Source organism: Mesorhizobium sp. B2-6-1, assembly GCF_006440475.1.
In the GTDB taxonomy this organism is placed as follows: domain Bacteria; phylum Pseudomonadota; class Alphaproteobacteria; order Rhizobiales; family Rhizobiaceae; genus Mesorhizobium.
This window is the reverse complement of sequence record NZ_VFUH01000002.1, coordinates 496,324-522,026: the sequence shown is the minus strand read 5'-3', so window position 1 is coordinate 522,026 and position 25,703 is coordinate 496,324. Positions and strand designations below refer to the sequence as shown.

The window sequence follows — 25,703 nt, the reverse complement described above, 5'->3', positions numbered from 1 at the left end:
TTTGGGAGAAAGAAATGAAAACCCGCGCCGCTGTTGCCGTTGCTGCCGGAAAGCCGCTTGAGATCATGGAGGTCGACCTCGACGGCCCGCGCGAGGGCGAGGTGCTGGTCGAGATCAAGGCGACCGGCATCTGCCACACCGACGAGTTCACGCTGTCGGGTGCCGATCCCGAGGGCCTGTTTCCCGCCATTCTCGGCCATGAGGGCGCCGGCGTGGTGGTCGATGTCGGCAAGGGCGTCACCTCGGTCAAAAAGGGCGACCATGTGATCCCGCTCTATACGCCCGAATGCCGGCAGTGCCCGTCGTGTTTGTCGCGCAAGACCAATCTGTGCACCGCCATCCGCGCCACGCAGGGGCAAGGCCTGATGCCGGACGGCACCTCGCGCTTCTCGATCGGGGGCGAAAAATTGTTTCACTATATGGGCTGCTCGACCTTCTCCAACTTTACGGTGCTGCCGGAGATCGCCGTTGCCAAAGTCAATCCCGACGCGCCCTTCGACAAGATCTGCTACATCGGCTGCGGGGTGACCACCGGCGTAGGCGCGGTCATCAACACCGCCAAGGTCGAGCAAGGCGCGACCGCGGTGGTCTTCGGCCTCGGCGGCATCGGGCTGAACGTCATCCAGGGCCTAAAACTTGCCGGCGCCGACATGATCATCGGCGTCGATCTCAACAACGACAGACGAGCCTGGGGCGAGCGCTTCGGCATGACGCATTTCGTCAATCCGAAGGAGATCGACGGCGACATCGTTCCCCATCTCGTCAACATGACCAAGCGCGGCGCCGACCAGATCGGCGGCGCCGACTACACGTTCGACTGCACCGGCAACACCAAGGTGATGCGCCAGGCGCTGGAGGCTTCGCATCGCGGCTGGGGCAAGTCGGTGGTCATCGGCGTCGCGGGCGCCGGCCAGGAGATCTCGACGCGGCCGTTCCAGCTGGTCACCGGGCGGACCTGGATGGGCACCGCCTTCGGCGGCGCGCGCGGCCGCACCGACGTGCCCAGGATCGTCGACTGGTACATGGACGGCAAGATCGAGATCGACCCGATGATCACCCACACGCTCAAGCTCGAGGACATCAACAAGGGGTTCGACCTCATGCATGAGGGCAAGTCGATCAGGAGTGTCGTGGTTTACTGAGGGCGGCCCACACGCCGCGGGCCCGAGGACATCCCCGCTTGGACCGACAGGAGCCCTGTCGGCTTGAGAAGGCGGGCCACAGAAATGCCCGGACTTTTCGCTACCTCCAGCCTCCCGGCCAGGTCGGCGTGTTCCCAAAGTCCGGCGTCGACCGGCGGCGTGACCAAGGTGCACCTCGGTTACGCCGCCGGTGCTGTTTGCAGGGCTGAAGGTTGCGGGTGCGGCGGCCGGCAGCTATGTCGGACGGAAAGGTCATGACGAAAAGGCAGAGTTGATGAAAGTCGTTTCCACGTCCAAGTCGCATGGCGGCGTCCAGGGTGTTTATTCGCACGCTTCAGAGGTCTGCGCCTGCGACATGACCTTTGCCGTCTTCGTGCCGCCGCAGGTCAACGATGGGCCGGTGCCGGTGCTGTGGTATCTTTCGGGTCTCACCTGCACCCATGCCAATGTCATGGACAAGGGCGAGTACCGGCGCCTGGCGGCCGAGCTTGGCCTCATCGTGGTCTGCCCCGACACCAGCCCGCGCGGTGCCGATGTGCCGGACGAGAAGGATAATTGGCAGTTCGGCTGCGGCGCCGGTTTCTATGTCGATGCGACGCAGCAGCCTTACGCCAGGAACTACCGTATGTATTCCTACGTCCTCGACGAGCTGCCGGGATTAATCGCCGCGAACTTCCCTGCCGACACGGCGCGCCAGGGCATATCGGGTCATTCGATGGGCGGACACGGCGCGTTGACGATCGCGCTGAAGAACCCCGACCGCTTCAGGAGTTGCTCGGCCTTCGCGCCGATCGTTCAGCCGACGACCGCTGGCTGGTCGCGGCCTGCGCTCGAGAAATATCTCGGCGCCGACGACAGGGACTGGCGCGCCTATGACGCCACGCTGCTTATCGAGGACGGCCGCCGTTTTGGCGAGTTCCTGGTTGACCAGGGCACGGCCGATGGGTTCCTTGACGAAGGCCTCCGTCCGTGGCTGCTGGATGAAGCCTGCAAGAAGGCCGGCATCGACCTCACCTTGCGCATGCAGGAAGGCTACGATCATTCCTACAACTTCATCTCGACCTTCATGGACGATCACCTGAAGTGGCACGCCGCGCGGCTAGGCTGAAGAACCGCCGGGCATTATCAGCGGTAGGACCTGTGCATCGGCGAAGGCGACATAGCCATGGCGCAGGCGGCGCACGGGTCCGCGCCCGATATCGCCGGCAAGGGTATCGTCAATCCCTACGATGATCGAATCCACCCGCATGCTGCTGCAATGGCTTGGCCACAACCGCGGCGCCATCGTCGCTGCCATCGAGAAGGAAACTGAAAATGTCCTCGCATAGGATCGCCGTCATCGGCGGTGACGGTATCGGGCCGGAGGTCGTCGAAGCCGGCGTGAAGGTGCTGGAAGCCCTGACCGCTGTCGAGCCGGGTCTGGCCTTCGACTTCAAGCGCTTCGACTGGGGTTCCGATTATTACCGCCGCAACGGCCGCATGATGCCGCAGGACGGCCTCGGGCAATTGGAGGGTTTCGATGCGATCTATTTCGGCTCGGTCGGCGATCCGAACCTTCCCGACGACGTCACCCTCTGGGGGCTGCGCCTGGCCATCTGCCAGGGGTTCGACCAATACGCCAACGTGCGGCCGACGCGCCTCTTGCCCGGGCTGACCGGCCCGTTGCGGCCCGATCTCGGCAAGCAGATTGACTGGGTGATCGTGCGCGAAAACAGCGAAGGCGAATATGCCGGCGTCGGTGGTCGCGCCCATCGCGGACTGCCTATCGAGGTCGGCATGGATGTCGCCGTCTTTACCCGAGCCGGGATAGAACGCATCGCACGTTTCGCCTGCGAGCTTGCGCTGTCGCGCCCCCGCAAGCTTCTGACAGTTGTCACCAAGTCGAATGCGCAGCGTCACGGCATGGTTCTGTGGGACGAAGTCGTGCGCGGCGTGCTTCGCGACTATCCCGGTCTCAGCGTCGACTGGATGCTGGTGGACGCCATGACCCAGCGCATGGTCAACAAGCCCGGCAGCATCGACACGGTTTTGGCGACCAACCTGCATGCCGACATCCTCTCCGACCTGGCCGCCGCACTGGGTGGATCACTCGGCATCGGCTCGACGTCGAACATCGATCCCTCGCGCAGCCGGCCGTCCATGTTCGAACCCATCCACGGTTCGGCCTTCGACATTACCGGCAAGGGCGTCGCCAATCCGCTCGGATCGTTCTGGACGGCGAGCCTGATGCTTGAGCATCTCGGCGAGCAGGCCGCCGCGCGGCGCCTCATGGTTGCGATCGAGCTTGTCACGGACCGGGCGGAATATCTCAGCCCCGATCTCGGCGGCACCGCGAGCACCGCCGAGGTTACCGCCGCGGTGATCGCGGCCCTTCGCGCCAATTAGAGTAATTCCAGGAAAAGTGTGTACGGTTTTCCCGGGAAAAGCGCGTAGCGCTTTCCCTATGGAATTGCGCAACAAAGAGATAGCGCGGCACGAGCAGGCAAGCACGTCACCGAGGGCGGTGGCCTCAGGGAGTTCGCGGGCCTTCGGCGTCCGTCCCCCGATATTTCACATGCTTTATGAACGCGCGCAGCTTGGGCAAGACCTGGCGTCTGTCGGGATAATACAGAAAAACGCCAGGCGTCGTGACGGCGAAGGGCGTGAGCAACGCTTGCAACCGGCCATCGGCAATCGGGGCTTCGGTGAGAGGGCCGGGCACCTGTGCAAGTCCGACACCTTGGATCGCCGCGCCAAGCAGTGTCGGGTAATCATGCGTGACCAGCGGCCCGGAGACGATTGCCTCGACCGTCTTGTTGCCGTCGATGAAGGGCCAGGGCGCGATCGATCCGTTGGAGCGGCGCATGCGCAGGCAGGCATGGCCGCGCAGATCGTCGATGCGCTCCGGCCGCTTCTGCCGGCGCAGATAGCCAGGGCTGCCGACGACCACGAGCGGGAACGGCGGCGTCAGCCGAACCGCGACCATGTCGGCGGCGATGAACTGGCCGAGCCGGATGCCGGCGTCGAACCCCTCGGCCGCCAGGTCGACCAGCTCACCGCTTGCGGCGATCTCCACCTCTACTTCGGGATAGGCCTGGCAAAAGGATGCCACCAGCGGCTCCAGCAGGATCGGCACCACGGCGCGCGGCACAGAGAGGCGCAACAGCCCAGTCGGCCGCTGCCCAAGTTCACGTGCGACTTCGCTTGCGGCGACCAGTTCCTCGAAAGCGGGCTTTGCGCGCGAAAGGAACCGTTCGCCGGCTTCGGTCAGGCCGACGCTGCGCGTCGTGCGCATGAAGAGCGCCGCACCGACGCGCACCTCGAGCGCCCGCACCGCCTGGCTGATCGCCGATGGCGTGACGCCGAGCTCCGCGGCCGCTTTTCGGAAGCTGCGGTGTTGCGCGACGCCGAGGAACGCCTCCACGCCGTCGAGCGCACCTTTCCGGATTGTGAAGTTCTGCTTCATGCCCCGTCAACATTATCGCGAATAGTCGACCGCTGGAAGCGGGCGTAAATTGCGCCTTACATCTCTTGGGAGGCCATATGTCGCCTGCAACCATTTTCCTGTTACATCTCGCTCTAGGCTACGTGCCTTGGCTGCTCTGCGTCGGCGTGTATGTCTTGCCCCGGCTCAGATCCGTCAACCTGGTCGAGGCGCAACGTGCCATCGCCACGCTGCACAGCTTCCGCTTCTTCGGGCTTGTCTTCATCGTTCCAGGCGTCGTCGGGCGCGATTTGCCGGCTGATTTCGCCACCTTCGCCGCCTATGGCGACTTCGCAACCGGAGTGTTGGCCATGCTGGCACTTTTGACGACGAGGATACGTCCGCTGTTCTGGTTGTCCGTCGTCGCGTTCAATCTCGTGGGGACGATCGATATCGCCGTCGACTACTATCACGGCGGCCAAGCCGGTCTTCCCGAGCTGGCGGGGCAGTTGGGCGCTGCATACGCGATCCCCGTAATCTATGTCCCACTGCTGATGATCACGCACGTCGTCGCGTTCTACCTGATGGTGCGCCCCCAGATCCAGGCAGCTCGAGTCTTCGCAGGCGACGCGGCCGCATCTCCGTGAGGCAGCAAGTGCCGGTGTACCGGCGCGCCGCGGTGCAGACGCTTCGCGGCGCGCGGGTATTCGACTAATAGGTCGTGCGCCCGCCCGACAGGTCGAAGGTCGAGGCGGTGGTGAAGCTGTTTTCCTTTGAGACGAGCCAAGCGACCATGGCGGCGGCCTCGTCGACCTCCAGCAGACGGCCGCGTGGAATGCGCGAGCGCATGTATTCGATGTGCTCGGGCGTGAGCTGTTCGAGGATTCGAGTCTGCGCGGTGGCCGGCGAGATGCAGTTGACTGCAATGTCATATTGCGCGAGCTCCTTGCCGAGCGATTTGGTCATGCCGATGACCGCCGCCTTCGAAGCGGAATAGGCGGCGGCGTTGGGATTGCCTTCTTTGCCAGCGACGGAAGCGATGTTGACGATCCGCCCGTAATTGCGCGCCTTCATCCCGGGCACCACGGCGCGGTTGACGTAGAAGGTGCCGTTGACGTTGATGTCGATGATCTTCTTCCACGTCTCTATGTCGTAGCTGTCGAGCGGGGCGGCGGGACCGGCAATGCCGGCAGAATTGACCAGGATGGAGATTTTGCCGGCGCTCTCCTCGGTTTTTGCCCGCGCGGCGTCCACCGTCTCCCAATCCGCAATGTCGACGACCAGGGTCGTGGCGGCCTTGCCAAGGTCGCGCTTGGCCGCTTCGAGGCGCGCCTCGTCGACGTCCCATAAGGTGACCGTCGCGCCGGAGGCGACGAAACGTTTGGCCATCGCGAAGCCGAGGCCTTGCGCGCCTCCGGTGACCACGGCGTGTTGGCCGTCAAGATCGATCCTGTTCATGCCGAGCGTTCTTTCTGGTTGAGTGAATTGAGGTTGCCCGTTGCGGGCGGGCGATGTCGCTACATGGTAGCGCCGAGGTTCCAGGGCACGAACTCATTGTCGCCGTAGCCCAGCGATTCCGATTTGGTACGCGCGCCCGATGCCACGCGCAGGATCTCTGCGAAGATCTCCTGGCCTTTGTCGTCCAGCGTGACGCCGTCGAGGATGTCCCCGCAATTGATGTCCATGTCCTCGCGCATCTGCTCGAAAATGAAGGAATTGGAGGCAAGCTTGATCGAGGGTGTCGGCTTGCAGCCGAAGGCCGAACCGCGCCCGGTGGTGAAGCACAATATGTTCGCGCCGCCGGCGACCTGGCCGGTTGCCGAAACCGGATCGTAGCCGGGCGTGTCCATGAAGACGAGGCCGCGTTCGTTGATCGGTTCGGCATATTCCAGCACCGCGCGCAGATTGGTCGTCCCGCCCTTGGCGGACGCGCCGAGCGACTTCTCCAGGATCGTCGTCAACCCGCCGAGCTTGTTGCCGGGAGACGGGTTGTTGTTCATCTCCATGTCGTGCTTGGCTGTGTAGTCCTCCCACCAGCGGATACGCTCGATCAGCTTCTCGCCGACCGCGCGGTTTTCCGCACGCATGGTGAGCAGATGTTCGGCGCCGTAGATCTCCGGCGTCTCGGACAGCACCGCCGTGCCGCCTTGCGCGACAAGCAGGTCCACGGCGGCGCCAAGCGCCGGATTGGCGCTGATGCCGGAATAGCCGTCCGACCCGCCGCATTGCAGCGCGAGCACCAGTTCGGAGGCCGGTTGTGGCGTCCTTTGCGCGGCGTTGACCATGGGCAGCATATCGACGATCGCCTTGACCCCTGCCTCGACCGTCTTGCGTGTGCCGCCAGTCTCCTGGATCGTCATCGTGCGGAAGGTCGTGCTCTCCTCGATATTGTAGGACTGCATCCAGCGCGGAATCTGGAACGCCTCGCAGCCGAGCCCAACCATCAGCACGCCGCCGACATTGGGGTTCGTGGCAAAACCCCACTGCGTGCGCTTCAAGAGGTCGTAAGCGGGGCCTTTGGTGTCAATGCCGCAGCCAGTGCCATGGACGAGCGAGATCACGCCGTCGACATTGGGATAGTCGCGCAGGATGCCGCAGCGGTTGACCTCTTCTACGATGAAGCGGGCGACGCTGGCCGAACAATTTACCGAGGTCAGGACAGCGATGAAGTTGCGCGTCCCCACCTTGCCGCTCGGCCTGCGGTAACCCATGAAGCTCGCGCGCTCGGCTTCAGGGACGACAGGCGTTTGCCTGGCGTTGGTGCCGAACAGATAGTCGCGTTCGAAATTGCGCAGATATACATTGTGCTCGTGAACCCAATCGCCGGCGGCGATCGGTCCGCGGGCGAATCCGATGGTCTGCCCATATTTCACGACCGGCTCGTCCGAAGCGATGTCGCGGATCGCCATCTTGTGGCCGCGCGGTATGCGCGCCTTCGCGGGCATGTCGCCTGCCTTGTCGCCGATCATCAACGGATCGATCGCCAGAAGGATGTTGTCGGCATGCGAAAGCTGGATGAACCGCGCCATTACAAACTCTGAAAAAGCCCCCGTCGGCACAATGCCGCCGAATGGATCGGAATACTAATATAATAGATTGTCAACGGTCAAGCTGCGAACACGGCTCACCATGCATCGGCAAGCCGGTCGGATGCCAGGTTCGGGACCTCAAACCTGCGCCGCCCGTCTCAGCGCTCAGTCGAGGTCGTCAGTCGAGAAGCTCGGCGGCGACTTCGAGCGTGTTGCGAAATGACGTCTCGAGGTGATGCTCCATTGCCTGTGCGGCGCCCTCGGCGTCGTGACGCTTCAGCGCGTCCAGAATGGCCTCGTGCTGCTCGATCGTCTGCTCGCCATAGCCGGGCTTCGGAATGGCGAGATAGCGGCCGCGATCCATCTGCGCCTTTGAGATGTCGACGGCGCGCCAGATCATCGGCAAGCCGCATATTTCAGCAATGGTGCGGTGAAAGACGTCGTCGAGCTGAATCGCTGTGGCGTACCTGCCGCGCGCAATGGCGAGCTTATGCGCGGCCATGTTGTCTTCCAGCAATTCACAGGCAGCCGGCGTCAGCTTGGCGGCGGCGCGCCTGGCGCTCTCCATCTCCAATGCACGCCGGATGACATAGGCTTCCTCGAGGTCGGCCCGGCTGATGGGAGCAACGTAGGTGCCGGTCTGCGCCAGGATCTTGACGAGCCCTTCGTCGCTGATGCGTTTGACCGCTTCGCGCACGGGCGTGCGCGAGACGCCCAGCGCTTCGGCAATTGCGATCTCATTGATGACCTCACCCGGTTTCAGCCGTCCGACGACGATCATGTTGCGGATCTTGTTGTAGATCTGGTCGCGCAGCGGGAGGGCTCGATTGAGGGTCGAAGGATCTAGATCCATGGAAAATCCCATCGTTCGTCCACCTGAAATGGCAAAATTATTCGAATGTCAAACGGAATGCACCTGCTTGCGACGCCGGGTTCGTTGCGATCCGACGCCAGTGACGGGAGCGGTCAGATCCAGCTTGCCAGAACTATTATATTAGTGCAATAGTGCCGCCCGTTGCGTGATTTTCAGCCTATGGTGAAGTGCCTGGTGCGGATGCGCTGAAAGGGGCCTTCGGGCCGGCTCGAGGTGGGCCGAACCGTGCCTGGAAGTGCATTATACTAACATAACGCTGCCTGCATGCTACCAGGAAGGACCAAGCCTAGATGAGTGCCGCCGCCGATTGTGCCCTGGACATGAGAGGCATCTCCAAGACTTTTCCCGGCGTGAAGGCCCTGTCGAACGTCAATTTCGCCGTCCGGTTCGGCACCGTCCATGCGGTCGTCGGCGAGAATGGCGCCGGCAAGTCGACGCTGATGAAGGTGCTCAACGGATCCTACGCTCCGACCGCCGGCACGATCCTCGTCGGCGGCGCCGAAGTGCCCATGCGGCGTCCCGCCGACGCCCAGGCGCTCGGCATCCGCATGGTGCACCAGGAGATCAATCTTGTTCCCGACCTGACCGTCGCGGAGAACGTCTATCTCGGCCGCATGCCCGGCAAATGGAGCTGGCTGCACAAGGGCGAAATGGTCAGGAAGGCCGCCGCCGTCCTCCACGAGCTGGGCGCGGCCATCAACCCGCGCGCGCGGCTCGGCGACCTGTCGATCAGCCAGCAGCAACTGGTCGAGATCGCCAAGGCCTATGCGGCGCAGCCCAGGATCATCGTGCTGGACGAGCCGACATCGAGCCTGAGCGAGCACGAAACCGCGGCGCTGTTCCGGATCCTTCGCAAGATGCGCGATGACGGCATCGCCATCGTCTACATCAGCCATAGGCTGAAGGAGGTTCTCGAGATCGCCGACGAGGTGACCGTGCTGCGCGACGGCTCAATGATCGAGACCCGTCCGATCGACGGCATAACCGCGGCCGAGATGATCAGGCTGATGGTCGGCCGCGAGGTCGCCAACGTGTTCCCGAAAAGCCCGGCCGCGATCGGCAAGTCCGTGCTGCGTGTCGAACGCATCGGCGACGGGGCGCATTTCCGCGATGTCAGCTTCGATGTGCGCGCCGGCGAGATACTGGGCTTGACCGGACTGGTCGGGGCGGGTCGCACCGAGGTAGCACGCGCCATCTTCGGCCTGTCGCGGCTGGTGGAGGGAACGGTCAGCGTCTACGGGCGCAAGGTCGCCATCAACTCTCCTTCCGAGGCGGTGCGAGCCGGGATCGCCTACGTCCCCGAGGACCGCAAGGGCGACGGCATCATTCCGGGCATGTCGGTCCGCGAGAACATCAGCCTGTCGATATTGCGGCGTCTGACCAGCTTCGGCCGTATCAGGCGCAGCGCCGACCGTTCGCTGGCGACGACCTATGTGAAGCAGTTTTCCATTTCGCCGCCCGACGGGGAGCGGCGCATCAACCTGTTGTCGGGAGGCAACCAGCAGAAGGCGGTCATCGCCAAATGGCTCGCGGCCAAGCCCTCCGTGCTCATCCTCGACGAGCCGACGCGCGGCGTCGACGTCGGCGCCAAGGCCGAGATCCACAGCATCATCGGCCGGCTTGTCGCCGACGGCATGGCGGTGGTGATGATCTCGTCGGAACTGCCCGAAATCCTCGGCGTCTGCGATCGCGTCGTTGTGATGCGCGACGGCCGCGCATCGGAGCCGCTCGCCCGCGCCGAACTGAGCGAGGAGCGCATCATGGCGCTGGCGACGGGGGAGGCGGCATGACTGATGCGGCCATGGAGACCAGCGGGGCGAACCGCAATGACCGCTTCACGCGCGGCAGCAGGCTTGCCGATGTCCTGTCCAAGGCGGGGCTTGGCTTTGCCATCCTTGCAGTGATGCTCTACGGCTCATTCGTCAGCCCCGCCTTCTTCACCACGGGCAATCTGCTCAACGTCCTGACCTCGATGTCCATTGTCGGCATCGTCGTCGTCGGCATGACTTTCGTGCTTGTGGCAGGCGGCTTGGCCGACCTGTCGGTGCCGGCCACCATCGCCTGCGGGGCCATCCTTTCGCTCGGGCTGCAGCCAATGATCGGGCCGGTTCCTGCCTTCGTCCTGGCGGTGGCGCTTGCGGGCCTTATCGGCCTGCTCAACGGCGTGCTGGTCGGCTATGTCGGTATCAATCCCATCATCGCCACGCTCGGCATCGGCACCATCGGGCTGGGCATCGTGCAGGCCACTGTCGGCGGCGTCATCGTCTATGGCAACAATCCCGCTTCGGCCGAATTCGCCAAGGGCCGGCTCTTCGGCGTCCCGGTCGTGGTGCTGATTTTCCTGCTGATCGCTCTCATAGGGCATTTCGTCCTCTCGCGCTCCTTCTGGGGCAGGTGGACGCTCGCCACGGGCGGCAATTACAGCGCCGCCGAGGCGAGCGCGGTGCCCGTGCGAGCGGTGAAGGCCGGTGCGTTCGTGATCACGGCGTTGGCTTCGGGCGTCAGCGGCGGCCTGCTGGGCCTGACCTTGCAAAGCGCGCGGCCGCTGATCGGCGCCGGCTACGAGTTCAGCGCCATCACCGCGGTCGTGGTCGGCGGCGTGTCGATTATCGGCGGTTTCGGCTCGGTGCCGAGGGCGATCGCGGGCCTGATCTTCGTGCAGCTTCTGACCAACGTCATGGTGCTCGACGGCGTGCGCACGCCGATCCAGGGTTTTGTCCTCGGCATCCTGATCGTCGGCGCCGTCGGCATGGACGCGGCATTGCGCAAGAGGGGGGTGGCGTGATGAGGTTCCTGGCGCTTGCCTCGCGGCACAGGGTGGTGATCATCCTCGGCCTGACGCTGATCATTTCCGCCTTGGCGGTTCCGGGTTATTTCTCCGCATCGACCCTCGGACTCGGCCTCGACCGGGCGGCGACGATCGGCCTGATCGCCATTGGACTTACGGTGCTTCTGGTCGCCGGCCAGATCGACCTCTCCGGCGGCGCGGTGTTCGCGCTGGCGGGGATCATGTCGGTCATCCTGCAGCGCGAGATCGGCATCCTGCCTGCCGCACTTGTCGGTATCCTGGTCGGCATGCTGGCAGGCGCCATCAACGGCGCGCTGGTCGTCGGGCTGAAGGTGAACTCGCTAGTGCTGACGCTGGCGACGATGCTGATCTTCCGCTCGCTCGCGCATTGGATCACCAACAGCCAGCCGGTGACCGGCACCGACATCATGCTTTCGCTGGCGTTCGCCAAGATCCATCTCGAAATCTTCACCATCCGCAGTGCGCTGTTCATCGTTCTGATCGTGCTGCTGCATGTCTGGCTGACGCGTACCATACCGGGCCGAAATGTCTTTGCGGTCGGGTCCAATCCGGCGGCGGCCAAGGAGAGCGGCATCGCCTCCGATCGCATCGTTTTTCTGGGCTTCGTCTTCGCCGGCACGCTCGCCGGTCTCGCAGGCGTTCTCCAGAGCCTCGTCACCAACACCGGTTCGCCCGTCTTCGGCTCGGAACTGACGGTCGCCGTCATTGCCGCGGTCGTGGTCGGCGGAACCCGCCTCGAAGGCGGCAAGGGATCCGCGCTCGGCACGCTTGGCGGCGTGCTGACGATCGGCTCGCTGACCATCGCGATGGAGTTCCAATCCGTTCCCGCATACGTCCAGCAAGTCGTGTCGGGGCTTATCCTGATCCTGCTCGTCGTGCTCGATCGGGCCGTGACTACCAAGGGGAGGGCGCCGGGCACAGGCCCCGCGCTCATTCGCGACAATCCAATCACTCAAGGAGGAAATACATGATCGGGAGGAAACCTATGGTTGGCAAGAAAAGCATGCTCCACATTACCGCCATGGCGGTAATATTGGCCTCGACGGGCTGGGCCAGTGCAAAGACGGTCTGCTACGTCACGGCCGCGGATTCGCATGCCTATGCGACGCCGGCCAACAAGGCGCTCCAGGCGCGCGCCGGCGAGCTCGGCATCGAGATCCTGAGCCTCAGCCAGGATTTCGACGTCCAGAAGGGCACCGAGCAGCTCAACACCTGCGTCGCGCGCAAGGTTGACGGCATCATCCTGTGGCCGCTCGACCCGCAGGCCTACATACCGGGCCTCGCCCGCGCACAGCAGGCGAACATTCCCGCGATCCTCATCAACTCGCCGATGAGCGACGATGCCAAGCCGTTCATCAAGTCGTTCACCGGGCCCGACGTTTACGAGGAAGGCAAGCTTGCGGCCGACTCGCTCAGCAAGGCGCTTGGCGGCAAGGGTTCCGTCGTCATCATCGCCGGCCAGGCCGGCAACGGCACGACGATCGGCCGCGTCGGCGGCTTCACCGATCGTCTCAAGGAAACCAGCGCCGACATCAAGGTGCTCGATACGGTCAATGCCGATTTCGACCAGCAGAAGGCGCTGGTGGTCAGCCGCGACCTGATCACCCGTTTCGGCGACCAGATCAGCGGCGTCTATGCCAATGACGACACCATGGCGCGCGGCTTCATCGACGCCTGGAAGGAGGCCAATCCGTCCAAGGCGGCACCGCCGATCGTCGGCATCAACGGCCAGAAGGACGCGTTCGAATCGATCCGCACCAACGAAATGTACTCCACCATCGTGCAGTCGCCGGTCGAGGACGGCCGCCTGGCGATCAACACCATGGCGGAGATCATGGACGGCAAGGAGGTCAAGGACCGTTTGCCGATCCCGCTGACGGTCGTCACCAAGGACAATGTCAACGCGGTCGAGCCGGCGTTCTGATCCCTTGGGGCCGGCTCGGCAGAAGCGGGCCGGCTCCTTCATCTCCTGGCGCGGACGGACGATCCGGCTGCGCTGCTCCCGAATGGAAAGGCCTGTCGGCCAGGGCTGCCCGGCACAGTTGGAACTTCCGTTTGCGCCCCGGATTATCCATCCGGGAGAACGCCAATGCCTTCTACGGCCATCCGCAGCACACAGTACGATCCCACCACCAGGGCGCTTTCGGTCTGGTTCGTACCGAGCGGAAACCGCTACGACTACGAAGACGTGGAGCCCGAGACCTACGCTGCCTTCAAAGCCGCCTCTTCCAAGGGGCGCTTCTTCAATGAATTCATACGGGATCGCTACAGGTTTCGTCTGGTCGAACGCGCCCCTGAACGCTGACGAACGCCAGCAACAAGGCGCGGGATCGCGGGACTGTTCGTCGGTCACGAATTCGTGCTGACAGGCATACGCCGAACAAGATCAGCAACTTAATTGCCGGATATTCGTTTCATGATGTCCTCGAGGCCATGAAATGTCTCAAGTTTACGATCTTGCATCCGGTCTGGTGCGGCGGATCTACGAAAAGCGCATCGACGCGCCGGCGATCCTCGATACCGCCAGCGAATTTCCAAACGCCACCAAGTTCACGGCCGCCTGGCAGGCCATCCGCGACGAAGCGCTTGCCGTGGGCAAGGCGCCCCGCTTCCACGACATCATGCCTGAACAGGCCGACATCTCGGCCAATGACGGTCGCGACTGGCGTATGTTCGTGCTCAAGGCTTACGATGTCGCGGTTCCGCAAAACCTCGCGCGAATGCCGGTCCTCGACCGGCTGCTTGCAGAATGCCCTGAGGTGAAGTCGGCGGCGATCTCTTTCCTGGCTCCGGGCAAGCACATTCCCAGCCACCGCGGCCCATTCAGGGGCATAATGAGGTTCCATCTCGGCCTGGTGATCCCTCGACAGGCAGATGGTCGTCCGGCGACGGTCATGATGATCAATCATCAGGAGAGGCGGATCGCCGACGGCGAGTGTCTGTTGTGGGACGACACGTTCCCTCATGAAGTGACAAACAACGCCGACAAGCCTCGCGTGGCCCTGCTTTTGGATATCTGGCGTCCACGAATGCCGCCCGACATGGAAATCCTGTCACGGCTGATCGTCCACGGCGTGCAGGCAGGCATGCGCCGCAGAGGCGTGTCCTTTTCTGCGTGAGGAGAGGCTCGCGGGCCATGGGCTCGCCGAGCGCCTTGGCGCGTCAGTCGCGTGGGCCCGCCACCATCCGTGCGATCCGTGTCATGTCCGTGCTCATTTCGCGGTCGTCGTCAAGCGGGCTGACAAGGGAGCGCACGGCGGCGAAGGTGCGCTGCGGTCCGTCGCCCATGCCGTCGACGACACCGCGCAATTCTACCCCCGTAGCCGCAAAGATCAGTTCCATCGCAACGAGATAACGCAGCCGCTCGACGATCTCGGCTGTCTTGGCCACCACGCGCGGGGCCATCGACGACTGATCCTCGATGCCGTCCGAAACGGCAAGCGGGCTGAGCGACATCGGGTTGGCGAGGTGCCGGATCTCGACTTCCAGCGCGGCAAGCGGTTTCTGCAGCTCCGCGTAGCCCTGGCGGCTCCCACCCCTGGCCGACAGGAAGCGCGGCAGCTCCGCCGTTATCGGCGACATCAGCTTCATGCAACGGTTGGCGGTGCCGACCGCGCAATGCGCAAGCGCCTGGCCGAGCTGTTCCCAGGCCAGCGTCATCGCCGTCAGGTCGAAGTTGCCGTTCGAGACGACCCGCTCGATCTCCGGCAGGATAACCGGGTTGTCGCCCGAATGAGCCAGTTCGATCTCCGTCGCCAGCTTCGCCTGTTCGAACGCATGCAGCAGGCCGCCCCACACCTGCGGCACGCAGCGATAGCTGAGCGGGTCCTGGAGACGCCGCGCGGCGTTGTCCTCCCACAGGCCGCTTCCCGCCAGTTCCGCCCGCAGACGCGCGCCGATCTCGCGCTGGCCGAATGCCGGGCGGGCTGACAGCGCCTCCTCGCTGATTGCGCTGACGGATGAGCGGAATGCCTCATAATTGAGGGCCACGGCAGCCAGCGACCAGTCGATGAGATGGGCGACGTCTTCCAGGCACAGGCATGCCGTTCCGGTCGAAAGGCTGTTCGCGACGATGATGGCGTGGCCGTCCTTCTCGCGCAGGTTGAGTGGTTCGAGCCCGGCGAGAGCCAGCGCCTCGGCGGACGGCATGATCTTGCCCTGGAACTCCGCTTCGCCGTCGCCGCGCAGCGCCCTTGCCATATGCCCGAGGGCGGCAAGGTCCGCCGCCCCGATCGATCCCCAACTGGGGATCACCGGATGAACCCCGGCGTTAAGTGCCGCCACAAGGCCCATGACCACATGTTCGGAGGTGCCGGTGCCGCCGGCCGCCATGCCTGAAATCCTTGCGGCCATAAGCGCCCGCACGGCCTCCGTCGGAAGGGCGGGGCCGATGCCCATACTGTGGCTGAGCGGTACGCTATGCTGGAACGCGATCAGGTCGGCCTGCGCAAGCGGCGTATCCACGCACGCACCGAGACCGGTGGTGACGCCATACATGGGCTTGCCAAGTTGCGTGAGATGCTCGATGAGCGCACGGCTCTCGCGGATGCGGCGCATCGCCTGACCGCCCAACTCGAGGCGGGCGTTGCGCCGTGCGACCTCGGCCACATCAGCCGCACTGAGCGGCTTGCCGTCAAGCACTACCATTCTGAGTGTCATATCCTGCCCCCATGATCGCTGCCGCCAATGCCGCGCGGGCCTCACCGCATGCGGCTGGCGGCTGCCGGTTTTGCTGTTTCCGCGGGCCAAACTGCAAGCCATTCCCGTTCCGAAGGTTTCGCCGCGGCGATCTCGCGTCCATGCCGGGCGCATCGCCGCCGGCTTGCAACTCTTCTCGTACACATGGATACCTATATCCGAGAATGAAGCTTTCCCCTAAGCTGACGATACGTGAAATGGGAGCATGGATTGCGCGGATTTGGCGAAGGCTTGATCGAGAGGCCGCAAACGGTTGCCGAGCAGGTCGCCAATGTCTTGCGCGAGGCCATTGCCAGCGGGACCCTGAAGGCCGGCACGACGTTGCGCCAGGATGATCTGGCCGAGCAGTTTGGCTTCAGCCGGATGCCGATCCGGGACGCGCTTCGTCAGCTCGAGGCCGAAGGCATCGTGTCCATCCACCCGACAAAGGGTGCGCACGTCGCCAGAATGGACGGCGACGAGATCCGAGAGATCTATGCCGTGCGCGAACTGCTCGAGTGCGAGGCACTGCGGCTCTCCATTCCCGGCCTGCCCGGCGGCAAGCTGGACGAGGCCGAACAGGTGCTCGATCAGATCGATGCCGAGCGCAATGTCGGCAGGTGGGGCGTGCTGAACCGGGCCTTTCATCTGGCGCTTTATGACGCCTGCGGCAATCGCCGGTTGCTCGGCCTGATCGAGGCGCACCATAATGCGGCCGACCGCTACGTCCGTATCCTGTTGTCGAACCTCGACTACCGCGCCCGCTCGCAGACGGAGCATCGCGACCTCTTGGCCGCTTGCCGGCGACGCGACGCCGGCAAGGCCGTCAGCGTTTTGACGCAGCATCTGCGCCAAGGCAGCGAGACACTGGTCAACGCCATAGAGGGCGACGGTCTGTCGCGAAATCTTAGAATCTTGTCCAATTCCGATGGGCGCGCGTGACGGGCTATACGCCCTCGTCTAGCCGCTGCCGCCAGGGACGCTGCTTTTCAGCTTGCCTGATTTGATCAAATGGAAGAATTGGTTCTGGATTTCTCCCTGAAAATGCGTTTTGAAGAGCACTCCAAAGAAAAGTGTGATCAAATTGGAAAGGCTGGGCTATTGACGGTGCAAAAGGAAGAGATCGACATCCAGAATGCGCTGGCTCTTGCCGAGCGCTTCACGATGGCTGGCCGGCGCGCCTTGGTGACCGGCGGCAGCGTCAGCATCGGTCGTGAGATCGTGCGGGTTTTTGCCGAGGCGGGCGCCGATGTGGCCGTCCATTTCGCTCGCGACGCCGACGTGGCATTCGGGCAGCCGGATGCGGCCGCCGAAGCTGTCCGTGAAATTCGCGGGAAGGGCAGGCGCGGCGTCGCCATCGATGCTGATTTCGCTCGGGCCGGAGAGGCGGCTCGCTGTGTCCAGGCGGCGATCGAGGCGTTGGGTGGTGTCGACGTGCTTGTCGTCTGCGCCTCGATCCAGTACCGCACGCCTTTCCTCGATCTACCCGCCGAGCAGATCGAGCACCAGATCCAGATCAACTTCAAGGCGACGATCGAATTGCTGCAGGCCGCCTTGCCCGGCATGAAGGACAATGGCTGGGGCCGTGTGCTGACGATCGGCAGCATCAACCAGACGCGGCCCGAATCCGATCTCGCCGTCTATGCCGCGCTGAAGAGCGCGCAGCACAATCTGTCGTTCAACCTTGCCAAGGATTATGCGCCACACGGGGTGACGATCAACAACCTGTCGCCCGGCCTTGTCGTTACCGAGCGCAATCGCTGGCGCCGCGAGGACGCGGCCAGATGGGCGGAGATCCAGAAGGGGTCCGCGCCGATGCAGCGGGCCGGCGAGGCGCGCGAGATGGCGGGAGCGGCGTTGCTGCTTTGCTCCGACGCCGGCAGCTTCATCACCGGGGCGGACCTGCAGGCGACGGGTGGCCGCCATCTCGGCTGGCAATAGCCGAGATTAACCGGCAAAAGCCGGCTCCGGCAGTCCCGCCACGCCGACGTCGAGTGCAAGCAGGCAACCCGCCAGGGGCTCGTTGGCCAGTTGATCCTCCGTCAGCTTCTGCGTTGCGGTCGTTACGTACAGTGTCTTCAGGCCTGGACCGCCGAAGGCGCAGGAGGTCGGCTGGGTGACTGGCAGAGGGACCAGCCTGTCGAGCCGGCCATCGGGCGCGAACCGCGCCAGCGAGCCGCCCTGGTAGCGCGCATTCCACAGGAAGCCGTCCGCATCGACGGTGGCGCCGTCGGGCTTTCCAGGCGCCGCGTGCCGGTCGGCGAACAGAGACCACGGCCCCACAAGTCCGCTCGCCGGGTCGAAATCCGCCCGCTCTATGTCACCTTGCCGCGTATCCGTGAAGTAGACGGTGCGGCCATCCGGGGCAAAGGCGATCGCATTGGGCACGGCGATCCTGTCGCGGATCCGGCTCGAACTTCCGGCGACCTCGATCCGGTAGAGCGCCCCGGACGCATGCAGCCCATAGTCCCACATACTGCCGCAGATTATGCCGCCGCCAGGATCGCACTTCATGTCGTTCAGCCGATGCTCGGGCGGCCCATCCTCCACGCGCGCCAGCAGGCTCAGTGCGCCGCTGGCGGGATCGAATGCGTGGAGACCTTGCCGCAAGGCCACGACGACTCCGCCCGATGCTCGTGCAACCACCGAGCCGATGACCTCAGGCATCGGCCACGATGTCACCGCTCCGGTCTCGGGCCGCAGCCTGTGCAGGCAAGGACGCCGTAGATCGACCCAGAACAGCTCTCCGTCCCGCGCCAGCCATGTCGGCGATTCGCCGAGCGTGTCGGCCGTTGACGCCGCAACCTCGAACCGGGCCGTCATTGCCGGCCGATATCGGGTTTGGGATCGACGGCGATGCGCGCCAGGAGGTCGTGTTTGGCCTTTTCGATATGCGCGCCCATCAAGGTCGCCGCCGAGCCGGCATCCTGGCGCTCTATGGCCCGGATGATATGGCGATGGTCGTCGATGACGCCATGGAAGCGCCCCTCGTCATAGCCGTAGCGTTGCCAGATCGCCGCCACCAGCAGCCAGTTGCGGTCCACCATCGACAGCGCGCCCGGATTGCCGGCCGCCTCGTTGATGACGCCGTGAAAGATGTTGTTGGCATGCGGGACGGCAAGGAAGTCGTCGCTGGCCACTCTTTGCTCAAGCATGTCCTGCGCGGCCTTCAGATCGCGCAGGTGCTCGGCGGTGCGCCTTTCGCTGGCGCGCCGTGCCAGCATCGTTTCGACGGCGCTGCGGATATCGAACAGGTCGATCACAAACGACATGTGGACCGTCCTGACGCTGGCGCCGCGATTGGGTTCCAGCACGACCAGTCCCGTGCCGCTCAAGGCGCGCAAGGCCTCGCGGACCGGCATGTGGCTTACGCCATAACGGCCGGCGAGATCGTCGATCCTTAGCCTTGCCCCGAATGGAATGGCTCCGGAAACGATGTCGTCACGAAGAAGCTTCTGAACGTCGGGAATACGCGCCATGCATCCAAGCCTACCCTGATTTGAGCAAATATTGCTCGCACGGCGATCGAAAGAAGTCAATTTTGCCCTTGCCAAGGCGACATTTGATCAAATATTGAGATTTGAAGAGATTGCCACGCTCGCGACGGTTTGGAAACGCCAATGCCACTGCCTGCCTCCGGTGCCGACAAAATCGACGGCCTGCCGCCATTCAGTGGTTACAGGCGCGCCGATGGCCGCGCCGGAATCCGCAATTATGTGCTGATCCTGTGCATCAATGGTTTGGCGCTGCGTGTCAGCGAGCGAATCACGGCGGGTCTCGAAGGCGCGCTTCTGGCCGCGACGAGCGCGGGCAGGGGGCACATCGAGCCGGACCTCGGCCTGCACCTTGATCAACTTGTCGGTCTCGGCCGCAATCCGAACGCCGCCGCCGTTCTGGTGGTCGGAGTGGATTCGGCGACGACCGAGATGGTCGCGGCCCGCATTTCGGCTTGCGGCAAGCCGGTCGCCAGCGTTTCTTTCGCCGAGCAGCATGAGGACATGCTGTCGGTCATGGGCGAGGGCATCAGGCGCGGCGCGGCGTTGCTGCGCGAGGCTTCGCGGATCCGGCGCGAGAACTTGCCCGGCGCGCAGCTGGTGGTCGGCATCGAATGCGGCCATTCCGACGCGACGTCGGGTCTGGTCAGCAATCCGGTCGTGGGGGCCGCGGTCGATCTTCTGGTTTCGCATGGCGGCACCGTCATTGTCGGTGAGACCGTCGAGTGGCTGGGGGCAGAACATATACTCGCGGCGCGCGCTCGCGATGCAACGGTGGCACGACAGATCCTGCAGGCCGTGGAGCGCAAGGAACGCTTCGCCGCCGCTTCCGGCCACAGCCTGACCGGCAACAATCCGGGCGAGGAGAATATACGCGGCGGGTTGAGCACGATCGAGGAGAAGTCCCTCGGTGCCCTGGCCAAGACGGGAACTTGCCGCATCGACGGCGTGCTCGGCATGGCCGAGCCGGTCACCGCCGGCGGCCTTTACCTCATGGACGGCCCGTCCTTCTCGCCGGAATCGATGACAGGCTTCGCCGCGGCCGGTGCCCAGATCATGCTGTTCACAACCGGGCCAGGCAACAGCACCGCGAGCGCGCTCGCGCCGACGATCAAGATCACGGCGCGGCGCGAGACGGCTCGCCGGCTGCCTGAGCAGATCGATTTCGACGCCAGCCCGGTTTCGGAGGGGATCGAAACCGTCGCCGAAGCGGCGAACCGGCTGCTGGCGACCATCCTCGATGTCGCCGGCGGCACCCTCACCTTCGGCGAGATTTTGGGGGAAGGGCTCGAAGTTCCGACCCGCGTGCGGGGCTCGTTGTGACGGCTATCTCCTCGAACGATGCCGGCCAAAGGACAATGCGCTTTGCGCGCCTGACCAGCCTGTTCGTGTATTTGCGCACGATGGGCCTGTTCGTCCTTGCCTGGTATGTCGGCTCGTTCTTCGTGCCTTCGAAGCTGCTCTTGCCGTCGCCGGTCGCGGTTGCGCTTGCGCTGCGCGATACGGCCCTCAACGGCGAACTGCTCGGCAATGCAGGGATCAGTCTGGCCCGTCTGCTGGTAAGCGTCGCGGCTGCCGCGGCGGTGGCGGTGCCGCTCGGGCTGCTGATGGGCCGCAGCTGGCTCTGGAACGATCTGCTCGAACTGCCGGTGGAGATCCTGCGGCCGATAGCCGGCATCGCATGGATACCGCTTGCGCTCTACATGTTCGGCATCGGCCATCGGCTGCCGCTGTTCATCATGTTCTATACCGCCTTCTTCCCGCTGCTGATCGGCACCGCCGCGGGCGCCGCCGCCGTCGACAGGCGGCTCGTCGCGGCGGCCAGCACGATGGGCCTGTCTGGGCGGGCGATCATGCGGCGCGTCATCGTTCCGGCGGCGCTGCCGGCGATCCTGGTCTCGGCACGGCTTGCGGTGGCGGCCTCGTGGACCGCCGTCGTCGCTGCCGAACTGGTAGGAGCGCCGAACGGCCTCGGCTACGCCATCGAATACTACCGCAGCATGCTGTCGACGCCGACGGTGATGGCTTTCATCGTCGCCATCGGCCTGCTCGGCTTCCTGACGGACAAGGGGTTGCGCTGGCTCTCTGATGTCTTGACTCCGTGGGCGCGGACGGAGGTGGCGCGATGAACAGGTTTGCGCTTCGCCTCATCGTTCCCGTGCTGCTGCTGGTCGTCTGGGAAGCTCTCGCGTCCGGCTCCGCCCAGGCGCCACGCCCCAGCACGGTGGTCGAAACGGCCATTTCCATGCTGCGCGACGGCGATCTCGTGGCCGGTCTCGCCACCAGCCTCGGACGGGTCTTCGCCGGCTTCGCGGCGGCGGCCCTGTTGGCGATCCCGCTTGGCATCGCCATGGGCAGCATGCCGGCCGTCGAGCGCAATCTCGATCCGCTGGTCGAGACCTTCCGGCCGATAGCGGCACTTGCCATCCTGCCCCTGGTTATCCTCTGGTTGGGCTCGGGCTCCGGGGCAGCTGTCGCCATCGTTGCCTATGCCGCCTTCTTCCCGATCCTGATCAACACCATCTCGGGCGTGAAGCGTATCGAGCCCAGTCTGATGCGCGCCGCGCTGACCATGGGGCTGGCGCCGCTGACGCGGATGCGGGTGGTGCTGCTGCCGGCCGCCTTGCCATCCATTCTGGTCGGCATGCGCATCGGCCTCGGCATCGCCTGGACGGCGATCATTGCCGCCGAGCTCGCGGTCGGCGCCAAGTCCGGCAGCAGCGGCGGCATCGGCCAGATGATGTTCGTCTTCTACGCCTACTCGATCAACCTCAACGGCATGGTGGTCTGCATGATCGCGGTCGGCATCGTGGCCTTCGCGCTCGACCGCATCCTGCGTGCCGCACTCGCCTTCGCCGTGCCGTGGAGCCAGCCATGAGCGATGCCAAGATCCGCCTCGACGGCGTCAGCAAATCCTTCGGGGAATCTGCCTCCGTGGTGGCGGTCGACAGCCTGTCGCTGGACATCAAGGCCGGCGAGTTCATGGCTATCGTCGGCCCATCCGGATGCGGCAAGACGACCGTTCTCAACATGCTCGCCGGCCTCGACAGGCCGACGTCGGGTACGATGAGCCTGAACGGCAGGCCGATCGAAGGACCGGGGGCCGAACGCGGCGTGATGTTCCAGGACTATGCCCTGTTTCCCTGGCGCACCGTGCGCGGCAATGTCGAGTTCGGATTGATCTATGGGCCGGCCGGGCGAGGGCTTTCGCCCGCGCAGCGCGCCGACCGCGTCAACCGCACCGTCGAAATGGTCGGCCTGACCGGCTCCGAGGACAAGTACCCGCACCAGCTATCGGGCGGCATGCGCCAGCGCGTGGCACTGGCGCGCCTGATGGCGAACGAGCCGGAAATCCTGCTGATGGACGAACCGCTAGCGGCGCTGGACGCGCAGACCCGCGTCATCCTGCAAGACGAATTGCTGCGCATCTGGGGGCAGGACCGCCCCGCTGCCGAGCGGCGGACGGTCGTCTTCATCACGCACGCCATAGACGAGGCGGTGTTCCTGGCCGACCGGGTCGCGGTGCTAAGCAGCCATCCGGGCCGCCTGAAGCAGGTCATCGACATCGACCTGCCCAGGCCACGCGGCGACGAGACGCGGCGCTCCGGCGATTTCGCCAGGCTCAGCCAATCGATCTGGGAACTGATCCGCGAAGAGGCTTACCGCGCAACGATGAACTGAAACGACAACAGGGAGAGGATTGTCATGAGGAAACTTCTGGAAACCGCATTCAACCGACGCGCAGTCCTGAGTGGTGCCGCGGCTGCCGCGCTGGCCATGCCATCGATCGTGCGGGCGCAGGACCGCAAGCCGGCCAAGGTCTCAATCGGCCGCCAGCCCTACGCGGCTGGCAACTCGCCGCTGACGCAACGCATGATCAACGAAAAGCTGCTCGAGAAGGCGGCCGCCGAACTCGGCTACGACCTGACAGTCGACTGGCGCGACTATCCTTCCGCGCTGCCGATGGTGGAGGCTTTCGTCTCCGGCGATCTCGACATCGGCATGTGGGGCAACACCCCGATCGTGCGGCTGCTTTCGCAGGCGCAGCCGATCAACATTCTCACCGTCGGTGAGGGCCACATGCGCATGGTGCTGGCGACCCGCAAGGGCTCCGCCATCAAGAACATCGGCGACCTCAAGGGCAAGACCGTCGGCGCGCTTGTCGGCGGCGACCCCTACAACGCGCTCTCGCAAATGCTGCTGCAGGAACTGGGCGACGCCGACCCGCGCGCCTTCGGCATCAACATCGTCAACACGCCGACCCAGGCCGTTGCCGCGTCCCTCCCGGAGGGCATGGACGCGTCGGTGGTGATCTACCCGGCCTTCCTCAAGGCGAATGCCGAAACCGACCTCACCGGGATCATGAATTCGTTCGGCTATACCGAGGCCGGCTACAGCGGACCCGCGGGCGAGGGCGAAGGCCACATGCTGCCCGGCGTCAAGAAGTCGAAATTCTACCCCGACGGCTACTATTTGCACCGTTCCTTCTGGATCTGCAGCGACCGGATCGTCGGCGACGATGCCGCGCTCGGCCAGGCCTTCCTGACGGCCGCGCAACGCGCGCTTGCCGATCTCCAGAAGATCGACCCGCGGGAGATCTCGCAGTCGGTTGTCAAATATTGGGGGCTCGATCCTGCGCTGGGCGCCAAGGTCATCGGCGACGAGGTGCTTTTCCAGCGCGGCTGGATCTGGCCGACCGAAGGCGATGCGGCGGCAATCAGCCAAATCTCCCAGTTCATGGTTGCCGGCAAGATGATTCCTGAGGCGCTGAGCTGGGACCAGGTCAAGGCCGCCTTCGGCAAGGCGGCGCCGCTGCTTCAGAAAGCCTATGAGGGCACGGGCAAGGTGCCGGACGAAAGCGGCTTCACCGACAAGAATGCCAAGGATCTACGTGGCCTGCCGGCATGGCAGCTCGACCAGTGGAAAGTGCCGTCCTGAGGAGTTCGGGCGGCACGCGCATTCAGAGTAATTCAGGGAAGGAAGTTGATCCATGACGTCAGTCGGTTTTGTCGGGCTTGGAACCATGGGCGCACCCATGGCCCGCAACGTGCTCAAGGCGGGACACGCGCTGACGGTCTTCGACCTCAATCCCGTGGCGGTGAAAAAACTCGTCGAGGCCGGCGCTCGGGCGGCGGCGTCGCCGCGCGAGGTTGCACAGCAATCGGAAATCGTCATCACCATGCTGCCGGATGCGCCTGATGTGGAGGCCGCCGTGCTCGGTGCCGACGGCATCGGTCATGGCCTCAGGGCCGGCAGCCTCTATATCGACATGAGCACGATCGACCCGCAGACCACCCAGCGTATCGGCGCATGGCTGGCGCAACGCGGCGTCGACATGATCGACAGCCCTGTTGGCAAGACGGTGGAGCACGCCATCGCCGGAACCTCGACGCTGATGATCGGCGGCGATGCCGCCGTGCTGGAGCGCGCGCGCCCGATCCTGTCGAGCATGGGGGCCGACCTCATCCATTGCGGCGGGCTCGGCATGGGGCAGGCAATGAAGCTCACCAACAACCTGCTGGCCAGCGTGCTGATAACGGCCAGCTCCGAGGCGCTGGTCGCCGGCGCCAAGGCGGGCCTGACGCTCGACACCATGATCAACGTGCTGAAGACGACGATGGCCTGGAACCAGCAATTGGCGGTGGCGATGCACAATCGCGCGCTCAAGGGCGACTTCGAGCCAGGCTTCATGGTCAAGCTTGCCCACAAGGATTGCCGGCTTGCCCTGGCGATGAACGACGCGCTCGGCGTCGAGACGCCGGTCGGGGGCGCCACGCTCGCCGTGCTCAGGGAGGCGATGGATGCTGGCATGGCGGGCAAGGATGTCGGCGCCGTGCTGAAGCTGCGCGAAGACGCGACCGGCGTCCAGGTCCGGCTTGCCGGCGCATGACCAAGCCTGGAGCCATAGTGCTGCACGCTGACGACGACGTGGCTGTCCTCGTGGAACCGGTCGAGGCAGGCGCCGAAGTGACGACGCGAGGCGCCCGCGAGGGGGTTGTCCTCAAGGCCGGCGCCGCGTTGCAAGCCGGTCATAAGCTGGCGTTGCACGACCTGGCCGCCGGCTCCACCATACGCAAATACGGCGAGGCGATCGGCCGCCTGACGGCTGCCGTGGCGGCCGGCGACCACGTCCACGTGCACAATCTGCAAAGTCTGCGCGGACGCTGACGCCGGGTCAGCACCCGAACAGGCCAGACCTTATCGATCGACCATGGCCACGCCGTCCTCGCGGTTGCCTCCCGGGCGGTTCACTGCCACATATCGCAACATCATTC

The 25,703-nt window shown here is 64.6% G+C and carries 26 protein-coding genes; 19 read left to right on the top strand and 7 right to left on the bottom strand.

The annotated features are described in order from the left end of the window. The first annotated feature begins 14 nt into the window (after positions 1–14). From FJ443_RS07175 to FJ443_RS07160, 3 genes are all read left to right on the top strand, one after another. Positions 15–1,142 carry an S-(hydroxymethyl)glutathione dehydrogenase/class III alcohol dehydrogenase gene (locus FJ443_RS07175; protein WP_140497529.1) on the top strand — a complete coding sequence of 376 codons (1,128 nt, stop codon included), beginning with the start codon at positions 15–17 and terminating at the stop codon, positions 1,140–1,142. 274 nt (positions 1,143–1,416) lie between these two features. Then, positions 1,417–2,250: an S-formylglutathione hydrolase gene (gene fghA / locus FJ443_RS07170; protein WP_140562365.1), complete on the top strand. Its 834-nt coding sequence runs from the start codon at positions 1,417–1,419 to the stop codon at positions 2,248–2,250. Positions 2,251–2,456: 206 nt separating this feature from the next. Further along, positions 2,457–3,527, top strand: a complete 1,071-nt coding sequence (locus FJ443_RS07160; protein WP_140583925.1) for a tartrate dehydrogenase — start codon at positions 2,457–2,459, stop codon at positions 3,525–3,527. Positions 3,528–3,651: 124 nt separating this feature from the next. Here FJ443_RS07160 and FJ443_RS07155 read toward each other — a convergent pair whose 3' ends face one another. Then, a complete protein-coding gene (locus tag FJ443_RS07155) occupies positions 3,652–4,587 on the bottom strand; it encodes a LysR family transcriptional regulator (RefSeq protein WP_140663314.1) in 936 nt (311 codons plus the stop codon). A 77-nt stretch (positions 4,588–4,664) separates the two neighbouring features. Here FJ443_RS07155 and FJ443_RS07150 point away from each other — a divergent pair, with 77 nt between their 5' ends. Further along, positions 4,665–5,192 (top strand): hypothetical protein, encoded by a 528-nt coding sequence (locus tag FJ443_RS07150; protein WP_140663312.1) that lies wholly within the window; start codon positions 4,665–4,667, stop codon positions 5,190–5,192. Between the two features lie 64 nt (positions 5,193–5,256). Here FJ443_RS07150 and FJ443_RS07145 read toward each other — a convergent pair whose 3' ends face one another. The 3 genes from FJ443_RS07145 to FJ443_RS07135 form a co-directional block, all read right to left on the bottom strand. Further along, positions 5,257–6,003 carry an SDR family NAD(P)-dependent oxidoreductase gene (locus tag FJ443_RS07145; protein WP_140497539.1) on the bottom strand — a complete coding sequence of 249 codons (747 nt, stop codon included), beginning with the start codon at positions 6,001–6,003 and terminating at the stop codon, positions 5,257–5,259. Positions 6,004–6,062: 59 nt separating this feature from the next. Then, on the bottom strand, positions 6,063–7,574 hold the full coding sequence (locus FJ443_RS07140) for an altronate dehydratase family protein (RefSeq protein WP_140497541.1): 1,512 nt from the start codon (positions 7,572–7,574) through the stop codon (positions 6,063–6,065). 178 nt (positions 7,575–7,752) lie between these two features. Beyond that, positions 7,753–8,427, bottom strand: coding sequence for a GntR family transcriptional regulator (locus FJ443_RS07135; protein ID WP_140497544.1), 675 nt, complete (start codon positions 8,425–8,427; stop codon positions 7,753–7,755). Positions 8,428–8,738: 311 nt separating this feature from the next. Here FJ443_RS07135 and FJ443_RS07130 point away from each other — a divergent pair, with 311 nt between their 5' ends. The 6 genes from FJ443_RS07130 to FJ443_RS07105 all read left to right on the top strand — a co-directional run bounded on the left by FJ443_RS07130 (position 8,739) and on the right by FJ443_RS07105 (position 14,376). After that, a complete protein-coding gene (locus FJ443_RS07130; protein ID WP_140663309.1) occupies positions 8,739–10,238 on the top strand; it encodes a sugar ABC transporter ATP-binding protein in 1,500 nt (499 codons plus the stop codon). Beyond that, the gene (locus FJ443_RS07125; RefSeq protein ID WP_246672596.1) at positions 10,235–11,233 is read left to right on the top strand and encodes an ABC transporter permease; all 999 of its coding nucleotides are present in this window, start codon (positions 10,235–10,237) and stop codon (positions 11,231–11,233) included. The genes FJ443_RS07130 and FJ443_RS07125 overlap by 4 nt, the downstream gene beginning before the upstream one ends. Beyond that, on the top strand, positions 11,233–12,228 hold the full coding sequence (locus FJ443_RS07120) for an ABC transporter permease (RefSeq protein WP_140498090.1): 996 nt from the start codon (positions 11,233–11,235) through the stop codon (positions 12,226–12,228). Before FJ443_RS07125 ends, FJ443_RS07120 begins: the two co-directional genes overlap by 1 nt. A gap of 14 nt (positions 12,229–12,242) precedes the next feature. Further along, on the top strand, positions 12,243–13,181 hold the full coding sequence (locus tag FJ443_RS07115; RefSeq protein WP_140514469.1) for a sugar ABC transporter substrate-binding protein: 939 nt from the start codon (positions 12,243–12,245) through the stop codon (positions 13,179–13,181). 165 nt (positions 13,182–13,346) lie between these two features. After that, on the top strand, positions 13,347–13,562 hold the full coding sequence (locus FJ443_RS07110) for a KTSC domain-containing protein (RefSeq protein WP_140514471.1): 216 nt from the start codon (positions 13,347–13,349) through the stop codon (positions 13,560–13,562). Between the two features lie 133 nt (positions 13,563–13,695). Further along, positions 13,696–14,376, top strand: coding sequence for an aspartyl/asparaginyl beta-hydroxylase domain-containing protein (locus tag FJ443_RS07105; protein ID WP_140514473.1), 681 nt, complete (start codon positions 13,696–13,698; stop codon positions 14,374–14,376). A gap of 43 nt (positions 14,377–14,419) precedes the next feature. Here the strand turns inward: FJ443_RS07105 and hutH are convergent, their stop codons facing one another. Continuing rightward, positions 14,420–15,916 (bottom strand): histidine ammonia-lyase, encoded by a 1,497-nt coding sequence (gene hutH / locus FJ443_RS07100; protein ID WP_140514475.1) that lies wholly within the window; start codon positions 15,914–15,916, stop codon positions 14,420–14,422. A 249-nt stretch (positions 15,917–16,165) separates the two neighbouring features. On the opposite strand from hutH, the gene FJ443_RS07095 reads away from it, so the two are divergent. Together FJ443_RS07095 and FJ443_RS07090 are read left to right on the top strand one after the other, a co-directional pair. Then, positions 16,166–16,876 carry a GntR family transcriptional regulator gene (locus FJ443_RS07095; RefSeq protein ID WP_246671697.1) on the top strand — a complete coding sequence of 237 codons (711 nt, stop codon included), beginning with the start codon at positions 16,166–16,168 and terminating at the stop codon, positions 16,874–16,876. A gap of 165 nt (positions 16,877–17,041) precedes the next feature. Next, a complete protein-coding gene (locus FJ443_RS07090) occupies positions 17,042–17,875 on the top strand; it encodes an SDR family oxidoreductase (RefSeq protein WP_246671702.1) in 834 nt (277 codons plus the stop codon). A gap of 6 nt (positions 17,876–17,881) precedes the next feature. On the opposite strand, the gene FJ443_RS07085 is transcribed toward FJ443_RS07090, so the two are convergent. Both FJ443_RS07085 and FJ443_RS07080 read right to left on the bottom strand, forming a co-directional pair. Beyond that, entirely contained in the window at positions 17,882–18,757 is an 876-nt protein-coding gene (locus FJ443_RS07085) for an SMP-30/gluconolactonase/LRE family protein (RefSeq protein ID WP_140663307.1), read from the bottom strand. Next, positions 18,754–19,413: a GntR family transcriptional regulator gene (locus FJ443_RS07080; RefSeq protein ID WP_140497561.1), complete on the bottom strand. Its 660-nt coding sequence runs from the start codon at positions 19,411–19,413 to the stop codon at positions 18,754–18,756. The genes FJ443_RS07085 and FJ443_RS07080 overlap by 4 nt, the downstream gene beginning before the upstream one ends. 141 nt (positions 19,414–19,554) lie before the next feature. Between FJ443_RS07080 and FJ443_RS07075 the strand changes: the two genes are divergently transcribed. The 7 genes from FJ443_RS07075 to FJ443_RS07045 are packed head-to-tail and all read left to right on the top strand — an operon-like array spanning position 19,555 to position 25,596. Continuing rightward, the gene (locus FJ443_RS07075; protein WP_140555621.1) at positions 19,555–20,751 is read left to right on the top strand and encodes a UxaA family hydrolase; all 1,197 of its coding nucleotides are present in this window, start codon (positions 19,555–19,557) and stop codon (positions 20,749–20,751) included. 35 nt (positions 20,752–20,786) lie between these two features. Continuing rightward, positions 20,787–21,557 (top strand): ABC transporter permease, encoded by a 771-nt coding sequence (locus tag FJ443_RS07070; protein ID WP_140663305.1) that lies wholly within the window; start codon positions 20,787–20,789, stop codon positions 21,555–21,557. Then, positions 21,554–22,306 carry an ABC transporter permease gene (locus FJ443_RS07065; protein ID WP_140663303.1) on the top strand — a complete coding sequence of 251 codons (753 nt, stop codon included), beginning with the start codon at positions 21,554–21,556 and terminating at the stop codon, positions 22,304–22,306. The genes FJ443_RS07070 and FJ443_RS07065 overlap by 4 nt, the downstream gene beginning before the upstream one ends. After that, complete coding sequence (locus FJ443_RS07060; RefSeq protein WP_140547458.1) at positions 22,303–23,109, top strand: ABC transporter ATP-binding protein; 807 nt, start codon at positions 22,303–22,305, stop codon at positions 23,107–23,109. Before FJ443_RS07065 ends, FJ443_RS07060 begins: the two co-directional genes overlap by 4 nt. 24 nt (positions 23,110–23,133) lie before the next feature. After that, positions 23,134–24,366 carry a PhnD/SsuA/transferrin family substrate-binding protein gene (locus FJ443_RS07055; RefSeq protein ID WP_140663301.1) on the top strand — a complete coding sequence of 411 codons (1,233 nt, stop codon included), beginning with the start codon at positions 23,134–23,136 and terminating at the stop codon, positions 24,364–24,366. Between the two features lie 52 nt (positions 24,367–24,418). Further along, positions 24,419–25,318, top strand: coding sequence for an NAD(P)-dependent oxidoreductase (locus tag FJ443_RS07050; protein ID WP_140497574.1), 900 nt, complete (start codon positions 24,419–24,421; stop codon positions 25,316–25,318). Next, on the top strand, positions 25,315–25,596 hold the full coding sequence (locus FJ443_RS07045; protein ID WP_140497576.1) for a UxaA family hydrolase: 282 nt from the start codon (positions 25,315–25,317) through the stop codon (positions 25,594–25,596). Before FJ443_RS07050 ends, FJ443_RS07045 begins: the two co-directional genes overlap by 4 nt. The last annotated feature ends 107 nt before the right edge of the window (positions 25,597–25,703 follow it).